The following is an 11533-nucleotide window of genomic DNA, read 5'->3' as shown; positions in this document are numbered from 1 at the left end:
AATTGCTAATTATAGGTCTCTTGGTTATTTATACCGCTAATGTATAGCACAATAAAAAAGACAATCGCTACCAATAGCATAAAATTGGCTATTAATGGAATTTTAGCTTCTTGTAGCTTTTTGGGAATACCCCCTAAGGTAATAATACCAATAAGAAAAAAGTTGATAAGAGTCAATACATGATTAATTGTATTGAATAGTTCTCTGATTTTCAGTGTCATAGTTTTTTATTTAAAGGTATTTAGAATAATCAGATGGTCAAAATTGAAGCTTATTTTTTTGAAATAACATTTTTCTTTTCATTCTCTGCATTTGTCACTTTTGTGGGTATTAGTAATGGTTTCCCCGAAATAACTCTAACAAGGGCGTAAACTCTTTAAAAATCTCCTTTATGCTCAGTACCATTCAGATTGGCCTTCATGGCATTGATTGGTTTTGTTAGCAAGATAGGAGGGTTGTTATGGTCAAAATTAATGGATTCATAGGTTTTCTTTGAGGTACAGACCGTCAGTTGAGCAATCATTGCACCGTCGTAATACGATTTTGTACTGGGTCTTTTCAACATTGAAATACGGCTTAATTTAACTTTCTCAAGCGTTTTTAGTATTTTCTTCCACTGACTAGCCTTGGTTTTATAACCATGCTTTTCGGCATTGATTGTTACAATAGTGCTATCCGCTGAGATGAATAAATGCTTTTGCGTACCTCTTGTTTGGTAGCTAAGTGCTAGTGATTTAATAGTTTCTTTGGGTAAACTATTCATGCCTAGCATGAAAAATATTAAGATGAGTTTGTTCATAGTATCAAAAGTAGTAAAAGGCTTTATGAAATATGAATATGAGTAACTATTATTTGAATTGTACGCTGCGTCTGTACCCTTCACGGAAGGAGTTTATACGATAGATTTAGGCAATTCAAGTAAAATATAAGTGCCATTTTCAGTTGCACCTTTTCCTTTTTCTTCAAATCCTTTCTTTCTATAAAACTCAACGGCATTGACATTGTTTAATAGGCATTTTAATCTGACAGGTAAACCAAATTTGTCAACTACGGCTTTTAGCAATTTACTTCCAACACCTTTATTTTGATGTTTTTCGTCAATATATAAATGATGAATAAAGTTATCTTCTACCCAAACCGAAATAAAGCCGATTACGATGTTTTCTTCAAGAGCGACTAGAATGTATTCTTCTTCGGTTTCTTCTTCAAAATCCGATAGCCTGAATGATGAAGTATCAAGCCAAGTAAAAGTGTTTCTTCGTTCTTTTAAGAATAAATATCTTAATGCATCAGTATCTATTCCCCTTCTTTCTACGATTGTTAGCATTATTCAATATTTTTTTTGAAACTTCGCCCTCGTGGATATTACATAACTCCACCAAGGGCGAAAGCTCTTTACTACTCCACTACAATCTCATCTACAAACAGCCAAGGTTTATCCCCTGCACCTGTTGAATTAGCAGGAATAGTACCAAATGAACGGGCAATAATTTTGAGATACCTAACCGATTTTTGATTGAAAGATAATGTTACTTTAGCAACCCCTTCTTTGGTAGGAATAGCGATATTCTGTGTTGAAATCTCCTCGAAATTTATGCCATCCGACGAGCCTAGTATTTGTACTTGTGAGGGAATCCAAATCCAGCTAGATGGTTTATGGAAGAAACGGAAAGTTGCTTTTTGAATAGCGGTTTCTTTACCAAAATCTACCGTTCCTCCAAAGTCTAGCCCATTCCAGCCCAACCATTCTTCATCGCCAAACTGACTTTCTCCGCCGAACATTCCATTCGTTAATGCCTGAGCACCTCCACGCGTGTAGCGTTTATCAGCAGGTATTGCTAAGTTTATCAATACGCCAGTAGCTTTGTTGTAGGTAATGGTTCGGGTTATTTCGTCAACCAGTTTCCCCTTCATTACTGTCGAGGCCTTTATGGTAGTACTATTGGTAATGCTAATTGGTTCTTTGTAAACATTGGATGCCAATGTCGGGCTACTTCCATCTAAAGTATAATAAATAGGAGCGTTACCATTGTCACAGCTCAATGCCAACTGAATACTATTGTCTTTCCCTTTCAGCATTTTCGTTTTTATTTCAAAGAAATGCTTGGCATAATTTACTTGACGAATATCCATGCGATTAAGATAAGACCCCAGTCGATTTAAAAAGTCATCATAATTACGTGATGCTTTAGGCGACCAGTCTACTTCTGCCAACGCCACCGCTCTTGGAAATGTCATGTATTCAACATGCGAACCCACAGGAACTTGCTCTGTCCACAAATTTGCTTGTCCTCCTAAAATATAGCTTTCTTCTTCTTTGGTCAAGCCTTCAGGAATAGGTTCAAAACTATAAATTTTAGGAAGATTAATAAACCCACTAAATGCCAAAGGTTCGTTGGGGTCTTCCGACTGATAATAATCTAAATAACAATGTGAAGTAGGCGAAATAATAGCATGATGCTTTAATTTAGCGGCTGTTCCTCCACTCTCTATACTTCTCCAAGCCATTACAGTGGCGTTTGGAGCTAACCCACCATCCAAAATTTCATCCCAACCAATAATTTGTCTGCCTTTTTGATTAACGTGTTGTTCGATACTTTTGATAAAGTCACTTTGCAATTCATCAATACTTTTCAGCCCTTTATCTTTCATTCTTTGCTGACAATTTGGGCATTTATGCCAAGCTGTTTTCGAAGCCTCATCGCCACCGATATGAATATACTTACTCGGGAAAATATCCATTACTTCATCCATAATATCGTTTACAAAAGCGATGGATGATTCTTTCGGACAAAATTCTCCTTGTAATAACAATTGTTTGCCTGTGCTATCCAAACAAGCAAACTGAGGATAAGCCACTAAAGCAGCGTTTGAATGTGCAGGTACATCTATTTCTGGAATAATGGTAATGAATCGTTCAGCAGCATATTTTACGATGTCTCGCATTTCAGCTTGCGAATAAAAACCTTCATTGGTTGGCCATTGGGGCGACTTGGCAGTGTGTAACAAGGGATATTTCTTACTTTCAAAACGAAAAGCTTGTCCATCAGTAAGGTGCCAGTGAAAGCGGTTGAGCTTTAATGCCGCTAATTCATCAAGGTATTTTTTGATAAAAGTTACAGGCATAAAATGACGAGAAACATCTAGCATAATCCCTCTGTACGGAAATCGGGGCGCATCGTTGATGGTTAATGACTGCACTTTACAATCAATTGTTGGTATAACAGTACTTTGCTCAATATCAGTAGGTAATAATTGTAGAATACTTTGTACGGCATAAAATACGCCCGAAGCATTCACCGCTTTGATATTTATTTGCGAAGGACTGATTGTTAGGATATAACCTTCGGTATTTTGAAGACTTTTATCAAACTGAACAACAATGCTATTGGTTTTGCTTATTTTTGATTGAAAACCTAACTGAATCCCTGCTGATTTTTGTAGTTTTTCGATAAGTGGTTTTAAGGCTAATCTGGTTTCAGCCTGTTTTGTAAGGTCAATAATTTTTGTTGCTTTATTGATTTGAAAGAAACCTTGCCCTTGAGTAATTTGCTGTGGAGCTGGAATAATGTTAATAGGCTCTTGAGCCATTGTTTTACTAAAAATACAAAAGCACGCAAGTAATAAAATAATACGATTCATTTTTTAATTGGATTGAAGTATTGTTGATTGAACAATTTGGATAATAACTGAATTGAGAAGTAGAAATTATAAAAAAATACTTAAAGAGTTTTTCTTTCAAGCTAAAATTGTTGGCTTCTGACTATTATCTTTAATTAATTAAGATAGAATCGTATTTTTGTAAACTTTATTTTAATTAATCTATATTGAAAACAGACACTTTACATATTTTACCGCAAGTGAAATTTATTTCGCCCAATTTTGATATTAAGAAAATCAATCAATATCAGATTGGATGCGAATTATCGGAAACGCATTTTTATTTTTTTGTAAAAGATTCGCTTGATAAGTCATTAATTGCTTTAGAAAGTTATCACTTTCCTGTTGAACCACATTGCCATTCATTAATTGCTAATTTAGAAATGATTTTCGGACAACACGATTTCTTAAAATCTTTGAAATGGAAATCGATTAGCATTACCATTGATAACCAGTCGTTTACATTGTTGCCAACAGCTTTATACAAAAAGGAATACATCAATAAATATTTACAGTTAGCCAAAGGACAAGTGCTGGAGGCAGATGAAGAAGTAAGAACTAATATTCATTCAGAATTAGCGTTAATCAATATTTATAGTAGCAATCGCCAGTTATTCAACTGGTTTGAAGAGGCTTATCCACTCTTGAATTTACAATATCAACACCTTTCAAGTCAGTTGATTGATTTTGCTCTTACGTCAAGTAGAGCACAAACTGCTTTCTTACATTTTGGCGAAACGGCTTTTACAATGGTGGTTTCTATTAATGGTGTCTTAAAGTTTTGTAATCGCTTTCATTATAAAACTTCTGAAGATTTAGTATATTTTGTGCTTTTCGTGATGAATGAGCTAGAAATAGAACCTGATGAAATATTTATTAGGCTTTATGGCAACATTGATAAAGAATCAGAAGAGTTTCAGTTATTAAATCAATATTTGCCTAAAGTAAAAGTAGGAGATTCATTAAATGAAAATATTGAGGAAAGCCTGATAGAGAAACATCGTTATCTTTGGCTTCTGGTATAATTTTTTCAGACGGAATATTATTAAGCAATAAAAACATTATTGGGTAACTATACATCCGTAATTGTATCCCAATCCCTAAACATAACTCACCAAACCAACAAGATTGTGCAAAAAAAAATCGCTTTCTTTCCTGGCTCATTTGATCCTTTTACAAAAGGACATGAAGATATAGTAGTAAGAGCACTCTCGTTATTTGATGAAGTGATTATTGGAATAGGACATAATAGCAACAAAGCGCGCTATTTTCCTATTGAAAAAATGATTAGTTGGATTGAGGAGACTTTTGAAGGAAACCCCGTAAGAGTAGTTTCCTATAACGGACTAACGGCCAATGTAGCTATTGAAATGGGTGCTAATTTCCTGTTGAGAGGATTGAGAAATACAACTGATTTTGAGTATGAAAACTCAATCGCTCAGGTAAATCGCTACCTAGTAGATGGACTAGAAACTGTATTCCTGATTACTTCTCCACATTTAGCACCCATTAGTTCAACCATTATTCGTGATTTACATCGCTACGGAACTAGCATCGATGCCTTTCTTCCTTATAATATTAATAACTAGAAGGATTAGCATCTGCCAGATTCAATTTCATTAAGCTTTTGTCTGCTGTTGATAGAAAGTTATTCTCGTAATTGGCAACAATAGTGGATAGCGTATCCTTTAGTTGTTCTACTTTTTCAGAACCAATTATTTCAGAAAATTTACTTTCAATATTATTCGTACATTCTTTCCAATGCAACATCGTATTGATGCCTCTATCGCTTAATTTTACAATTAGCGTTCTGGCATCGCTAGGATGTTTTTCAATCGTCACAAAGCCTTCGTCTTGTAATTCTTTTACCAGTTTACTCATCGCCTGCTTGGTTACACCTGCCAAATGAGCCAAATTGTTAATATTAGAACCTTCTAAATCAATATGGATTAAAGCTACCATGTGCCCAACCCTAAAATTTGTATATCCTTTTGCCTGTAAAAACTCACCGGCTAATTCTCGTACTATTCTATGCGACTTTGCAATCAATCGCCCAAGATGACGATTTTTATTTTCCTTGAACTCATTGAGTTCCGACAATTTATTATCCATGATTTCCCCTTCAACACGGATTTAACGTGTTTTTGCTTAATTTTTATAATTTTTTGTATTTTCTGTATGTGTGCTAGTAGAAATAAATCTACTAAATTTTATACAAAGATAATACAAAAAAAATAATTGTCAATAAACTTGACTAATTTAGTAAACTTAGTTTACCTTTGTGGCATCAAACGGCAAAATTGCTTGATTATCAGTAGAATTTTTTTGTAAAAATCAAATTATTCAACGAATTAACATTAATTATTACCCTAAAATTTTTATAAAAGTATGGCAACTCAGAACTCCATCAAAACTTATCTTCCCCGAATAATACTATTATGTGTTGTAGTACTAGGCTTATATTTCGGGTATACAAAATATAAATATGCACAGTCGCATGAAGATACAGACAATGCACAAGTAGAAACGTATTTTGTGCCAGTGTTACCAAGAATGGCAGGTTATGTAAAATCTGTATCAGTAAAAGATTATGATGTTGTAAAAAAGGATGAAGTAATCCTTGAGATTGATAGTGACGAAGCGAAATTAGCTTTAGACGAAATGGAAGCTGATTTATTCCAAGCACAGACAGATGTAGAGAATGCTAAGGCTAACATTACAAACTTGTCTATGAGTGTTAAATCTAATGAAGCCAATTTGAAAGCTACTTATTTACGTAGAGATAAAGCGAAAAAAGATGCTGACCGTGATGCTGCTTTAGTAGCCGAAAATGCCATTACTCGTAAACAAGGCGATGATAGCAAATCAGCATATGAAGTGTTGGTAGCTCAATACGAAGCAGGAATGGCTGACATTTCAGCAACAAAATCAAGAATGCCAATTTTACAAGCAGCCTTACACAAAGCTGAAGCTACTTTGGCTGTAAAAAGAGTAAAGATTGAGCAACAAAAATTAAAACTTACTTATTCAAAGGTGTATGCACCAACATCTGGAAGAATTGGTAAGAAAAGTGTAGAGCCAGGTCAGTTCATCCAAGCTGGACAGCCATTGATGACCATCGTTCAAGATTCTACTTTCTGGGTAGTAGCCAACTTCAAAGAAACACAAGTAGGTCGCTTAAAAATCGGAAGTGAAGCAGAATTAAAATTAGATGCTTATCCAGACAGAGTAATCAAAGGAAAAGTTATTTCTATTGCAGAATCTACAGGTGCTAAAACATCATTGTTGCCTCCTGACAATGCTTCAGGAAACTTTGTAAAAGTTACACAACGTGTACCAGTGAAAATAGAAATCCTTGATTTAGAAAAGAATAAAGACATTCTAAGAGCCGGACTTTCATTAGAGGTAAGTGTTCAAGTTAAATAGTTGTGAATTAGTGAGTTAGTGATTGATTGAGTTGTGATTGAGTGAGTTGAGGAATTGTGAATAAATAAGTTAGTGATTATTAATTTATCTAATAAGTTAATATTTTACTCATCAAGAATTCACAACTAATTCAAACAAAATTGAAATAATCACTCATTCACTAACTCATCACTCACAACTAAGTGACTCACAATTAAAAAAACTAAACATGGCTGCTAAAACAGGATTTGCAAAATATATAATCGTTATCACGACGGTTTCGGCAGCAATTATGGAATTGCTCGACACCACCATCGTGAACGTTGCACTCAATCAAATGGCGGGTTCTTTGGGCTCTACGATTGAGGATGTTGCTTGGGTGATTACTTCTTATGCCATTGCAAACGTAATTATCATTCCCATGACGGGATTTTTAGGAGAATATTTCGGTCGGAAAACCTATTATTTAACTTCCATGGTACTGTTTGGAATAGCCTCTTATTTTTGTGGTGCTTCCGAAGGTTTATGGGAATTGGTATTCTGGCGTTTTATTCAAGGGATAGGCGGAGGAGCATTGCTTTCAACCTCGCAGGCTATCTTATTTGATGCCTTCGAGCCAAAAGATAGAGGTATTGCCTCAGGGCTTTTTGGGATGGGTATCGTACTTGGTCCAACATTAGGACCAGCATTGGGTGGTTATATTTTAGAGACCTATAACTGGTCACAGATTTTCTATGTAAACATCCCGATTTGTGTGATTGCTACCGTACTGACATTAATTTATATTGATAGAAAGGAAGGAGAGGGAGAGCGGAAAAAAGAAATACAGATAGATTACATCGGTATCATGCTGTTGATTATGGGTATTGGTGCGTTGCAATTTGTGTTAGAAAAAGGAGAGTCTGAAGACTGGTTTGAATCAAGAATGATTGTTACTGTAAGCTTAATGGCTGCGATTGGAATCATTGGCTTTGTCTGGCATGAGCTCACTACCGAACACCCCGTAGTAAACCTGAGTATTTTTAAACATAGAATCTTTGCTTTTTCTACTATGTTCAATCTGGTCTCTGGTTTAGGGTTATTTACGTCTGCCTTTGTATATCCCGTGTTAGTGCAAAGAGTAAACGGATTTACGCCCTTTGAAGCAGGGGTTTCGCTAGTAGCACCTACGTTGGCTGCCGTTGTGCTTTTTCCAATTATTGGTAAACGTATGGCTGGTGGAGCATCGCCAATTCCTTTTATGGTGGCAGGTATTCTCTTTTTTGTGTTTTTTGGTTTTTATAGTGGGACGGCCACGCCCGATATGGGTAAATGGGATTTCTTCCCTATGCAAATTTGTAGAACCATCGGGATTTCATTGTTACAATTGCCACTTATCAATCAGGCTGTAGCAGGTTTAAAACCTAAAGAATATCCAGCAGGCATTGCCTTATCGAACATGATTCGTCAGTTAGGAGGAGCTTTCGGGATTGCCTTGGCCAATAACTTTGCTACCAATCGTGCTGCTCAACACCGTTCAGACTTAATGGCGAATATGAGTACTGATAATCCGCTATTTAATGAAAGAGTAGCCAATGCTACCAGAAATATGATAGCTTCAACTGGCGACAGTTTTAATGCAGCAGCAATGGCCTATAAACAGCTTGAAGCCGCTGTGTCTCGTCAGGCTTATTATTTGGCTTATTTAGATACTTTTAGATTAATTTCTATCTTCTTTATCTGCTTACTTCCTTGCGTGTTGTTACTAAGAACCAAAAAACTAACACCAGAAGAAGCCGCAGCAATGGCTAAGGCCGCTGCTGAGAGCCATTAGGAGTGAGGAGTTTGGATTGCGGAGTATTTTCCTTAAATTTTTCTATCATGAACTTGATTAATTTTTGAAACAATGAAAATAAAATATAATTATATCATTTCGCTTTTATTACTTGCCGACCTCTTCGTTGGACAAGAAGTATTAGCTCAAGATAAAACCGACGAGTCGCTTAAACAGTTGGTACGTACTGCCATCGAGTATGCTCCTAAAATTAAGGAACAACAGCAAATGATTACCATTGGTGATTATCGTACTAAAATACAAGAGTCAGCTTTGAAACCTCAGATTCAGTCTGAAATTGGGGTAGTCAGAATCGACCCTGTAGCGAAAGCTTCGTTTGCTTTTGGCTCAACGACTACTAATTTGCAGTTTCAACCCAACATGAATTACAACGCTAACATTGGTGCCAACTATGTATTGTACGATTGGGGCAAGCAAAATATCAATATCGAGAAGTCTAAATTAGAAACAGAACTTTCTAGAACTGGCGTTGAAGGATTGAAAAATATATATGCTTATCAAGTAGCCAATTTGTATTATGGCATCGTGTATACTCAGAAAGCCATTGAAGTACAAAAAGAGCAATTGAAATTAGTAGATGATAACGGAAAAATTATCAGCGACCGCCTAAAGCAAGGTGATGCGTTAGATTATGACCAAGTGTCGATTCAGGTAAGATATAAAAATGCTGAAACTAGATTATCAGACTTACAAAGCCAGTTAGAGCGTCAATACATTTATCTTTCTTCTTTAATTGGTAAAGATGCACACGGGACTATTTCACCTAATGCTGATTTTAATTTAGGACTTACCGCATTGAGTGTAGACGAAGCATTGAATCAAGCACAGACTAGTAATACAGATTTGAAAACCTTGAAGGATAGAGATTTGATTGCTGAGCGTGAAGTGAAAATTGCAAAAATGGGTTCTGCCCCTTATATTGCAGCGAATGCTTCGTTAGGGCTTAAAAATGGATATTTGCCTAGAATTAATGGCGAAATTCCTCCCATTTCTGAAGACTTTAAGTTTGGTAGCACAGTAGGATTAAAGCTTACTATTCCTGTATATTCTGGTAACAAAACGGCTCATCAGACAGAAGTAGCTAGACTAAACCGCGAGATGTTGAAATATACTGCGGAGGTGACGAATCAAAACTTAAAGAGAGATTTAGAAGCCGCTCAGAATGATTACAACGCTGCTAAAAACAAACTAGATTTATCAGAACGCAATGTTTTTCAAGCACAATATGCATTGAAATTAGCAAACGCACGTTTCAAGAATGGCGTAATTACCAATGTGGAAATAGAGGCTTCGCAAACAGCCTTAAGAGAAACACAGTTAACACAATTACAGTATCAATACCAAATGGCCATTGCTCAATTAGAACTTAATCGTTTGACGGGCATTAAGTTTTGGTAAAAAATATGAGGCTGACTACCACGAATAGTCAGCCTCAATCTCAATGAAAAAACAACTACTCTGTTACTTCTTCTTATTATCTTTTTTTCAGAGCCAAGCTGCTGAAACTGATTCTACATCCCTATCTAAAATTTCACAATCCAACATCGTAAAATTCTTTACTGGCCATAAATACCTTGTTTCTCCCTTTGTTTTTTATATGCCTGAAACCAGTTGGGTACTAGGCGGAGGAGTAAAACGCTTTTTTAATGGCGGAGGCGAGGGAGATTCGCTCACTAGGGTTTCTAATACTGCTATTTTCTTACAATATTCCTTGAACAGTCAGATAATGTTTGAGCATAATTATCAGATTTTTACGAACAAGGAAAAATATTATATCGTTGGTTATTATGGTTTTAGTCGCTTTCCTGTGCTTTTTTATGGCGTAGGGGCAGAGGCGAAACCTGAAAACGAAGAGGCTATTACTTTTGATTTAATCAGGTTTGATAATCTGACCTACCGCAAAATTGCTAATCATACCTTTGCAGGGTTAGGCTGGCGATATTTCAAAATGTATAATGTGCATGGTAAAAACAATGGAATATTAGAGACTGGGAAAGATGTTGTCGGTCGCGATGGGTCTACTGTTTCAGGGCTAAATGTCTCAGTACAGTTTGATAATCGAGATAATGTGTTGACTACGTCCAAAGGCTCTTTTGTGCAACTAGAATATTCAGCCCATGAGCAGTGGACAGGCAGTACGCAGTCATTTCATCGTTGGCAACTAGATGCCAGAAAGTTTTTGAAGCCATTTGCCCAACGCAAAGATGTATTGGCTTTTCAAGCCTTTGCCTTTCATTCAAATGGAAATGTTCCTTTTCATGAGCTAGGATTGTTGGGTGGAGATATGATTATGCGAGGATACTATGTGGGTTCACGCAGAGATAAAGATTTACTAGCTTTCCAAACAGAATATCGTTGGCAAGCCTTGAATCGGTGGGGGGTAGTAGGTTTTGGAGGTTTGGGCTGGGTAAACAACAAAATCGGAGACATGAATATCAACAATATTTTGCCAAGTTATGGTGCAGGACTACGCTTTAAAATAAACCGTAAAGAGAATGTAAATGTGAGGGTAGATTACGGTTTTGGGAAAGGTCAGCAAAACTTGTATTTTTTTATTGCAGAGGCTTTTTAGGGAGTTTGGAGTTGAGAGTTTAGAGTGATGAGTTTTCAATTTTAACATAAAAATACTTACTT

Annotated in this window: 11 protein-coding genes; 6 read left to right on the top strand and 5 right to left on the bottom strand. The window is 36.1% G+C overall.

Going from position 1 to position 11533, the window contains the following annotated elements:
* Positions 1-5 precede the first annotated feature (5 nt).
* The 4 genes from AC07N0_RS12535 to AC07N0_RS12520 form a co-directional block, all read right to left on the bottom strand.
* Complete coding sequence (locus AC07N0_RS12535; protein ID WP_494589426.1) at positions 6-221, bottom strand: hypothetical protein; 216 nt, start codon at positions 219-221, stop codon at positions 6-8.
* Between the two features lie 155 nt (positions 222-376).
* A complete protein-coding gene (locus AC07N0_RS12530) occupies positions 377-799 on the bottom strand; it encodes a hypothetical protein (RefSeq protein ID WP_492802888.1) in 423 nt (140 codons plus the stop codon).
* A gap of 93 nt (positions 800-892) precedes the next feature.
* Positions 893-1327, bottom strand: coding sequence for a GNAT family N-acetyltransferase (locus AC07N0_RS12525; RefSeq protein WP_494589425.1), 435 nt, complete (start codon positions 1325-1327; stop codon positions 893-895).
* Between the two features lie 71 nt (positions 1328-1398).
* A complete protein-coding gene (locus AC07N0_RS12520) occupies positions 1399-3642 on the bottom strand; it encodes a beta-N-acetylhexosaminidase (protein WP_494589424.1) in 2244 nt (747 codons plus the stop codon).
* A 185-nt stretch (positions 3643-3827) separates the two neighbouring features.
* Between AC07N0_RS12520 and AC07N0_RS12515 the strand changes: the two genes are divergently transcribed.
* A complete protein-coding gene (locus AC07N0_RS12515; protein ID WP_494589423.1) occupies positions 3828-4685 on the top strand; it encodes a DUF3822 family protein in 858 nt (285 codons plus the stop codon).
* A gap of 105 nt (positions 4686-4790) precedes the next feature.
* Positions 4791-5249, top strand: coding sequence for a pantetheine-phosphate adenylyltransferase (coaD, locus tag AC07N0_RS12510; protein ID WP_492802895.1), 459 nt, complete (start codon positions 4791-4793; stop codon positions 5247-5249).
* Here the strand turns inward: coaD and AC07N0_RS12505 are convergent.
* Positions 5239-5772 (bottom strand): MarR family winged helix-turn-helix transcriptional regulator, encoded by a 534-nt coding sequence (locus tag AC07N0_RS12505; protein WP_494589422.1) that lies wholly within the window; start codon positions 5770-5772, stop codon positions 5239-5241. The two genes, coaD and AC07N0_RS12505, sit on opposite strands and share 11 nt — an antisense overlap.
* A gap of 276 nt (positions 5773-6048) precedes the next feature.
* Between AC07N0_RS12505 and AC07N0_RS12500 the strand changes: the two genes are divergently transcribed.
* The 4 genes from AC07N0_RS12500 (at position 6049) to AC07N0_RS12485 (ending at position 11471) form a co-directional block, all read left to right on the top strand.
* Positions 6049-7086, top strand: coding sequence for an HlyD family secretion protein (locus AC07N0_RS12500; protein ID WP_494589421.1), 1038 nt, complete (start codon positions 6049-6051; stop codon positions 7084-7086).
* A 208-nt stretch (positions 7087-7294) separates the two neighbouring features.
* Positions 7295-8878 carry a DHA2 family efflux MFS transporter permease subunit gene (locus AC07N0_RS12495; protein ID WP_492802901.1) on the top strand — a complete coding sequence of 528 codons (1584 nt, stop codon included), beginning with the start codon at positions 7295-7297 and terminating at the stop codon, positions 8876-8878.
* 72 nt (positions 8879-8950) lie between these two features.
* Positions 8951-10297 carry a TolC family protein gene (locus tag AC07N0_RS12490; protein WP_494589420.1) on the top strand — a complete coding sequence of 449 codons (1347 nt, stop codon included), beginning with the start codon at positions 8951-8953 and terminating at the stop codon, positions 10295-10297.
* 43 nt (positions 10298-10340) lie between these two features.
* Positions 10341-11471 carry a BamA/TamA family outer membrane protein gene (locus AC07N0_RS12485; RefSeq protein ID WP_494589419.1) on the top strand — a complete coding sequence of 377 codons (1131 nt, stop codon included), beginning with the start codon at positions 10341-10343 and terminating at the stop codon, positions 11469-11471.
* Positions 11472-11533 lie beyond the last annotated feature (62 nt).

This window comes from Arcicella sp. GW821-FHT09D11 (assembly GCF_059416265.1).
Note: the sequence above shows the minus strand (reverse complement) of the source record. Positions and strands in the feature narration are given on the sequence as shown.

Coding starts and splice junctions, on each gene's coding strand:
- AC07N0_RS12535 (WP_494589426.1), bottom strand. CDS start 221: ATGACACTGAAAATCAGAGAACTATTCAATACAATTAATCATGTATTG.
- AC07N0_RS12530 (WP_492802888.1), bottom strand. CDS start 799: ATGAACAAACTCATCTTAATATTTTTCATGCTAGGCATGAATAGTTTA.
- AC07N0_RS12525 (WP_494589425.1), bottom strand. CDS start 1,327: ATGCTAACAATCGTAGAAAGAAGGGGAATAGATACTGATGCATTAAGA.
- AC07N0_RS12520 (WP_494589424.1), bottom strand. CDS start 3,642: ATGAATCGTATTATTTTATTACTTGCGTGCTTTTGTATTTTTAGTAAA.
- AC07N0_RS12505 (WP_494589422.1), bottom strand. CDS start 5,772: ATGGATAATAAATTGTCGGAACTCAATGAGTTCAAGGAAAATAAAAAT.
- AC07N0_RS12500 (WP_494589421.1), top strand. CDS start 6,049: ATGGCAACTCAGAACTCCATCAAAACTTATCTTCCCCGAATAATACTA.
- AC07N0_RS12495 (WP_492802901.1), top strand. CDS start 7,295: ATGGCTGCTAAAACAGGATTTGCAAAATATATAATCGTTATCACGACG.
- AC07N0_RS12490 (WP_494589420.1), top strand. CDS start 8,951: ATGAAAATAAAATATAATTATATCATTTCGCTTTTATTACTTGCCGAC.
- AC07N0_RS12485 (WP_494589419.1), top strand. CDS start 10,341: ATGAAAAAACAACTACTCTGTTACTTCTTCTTATTATCTTTTTTTCAG.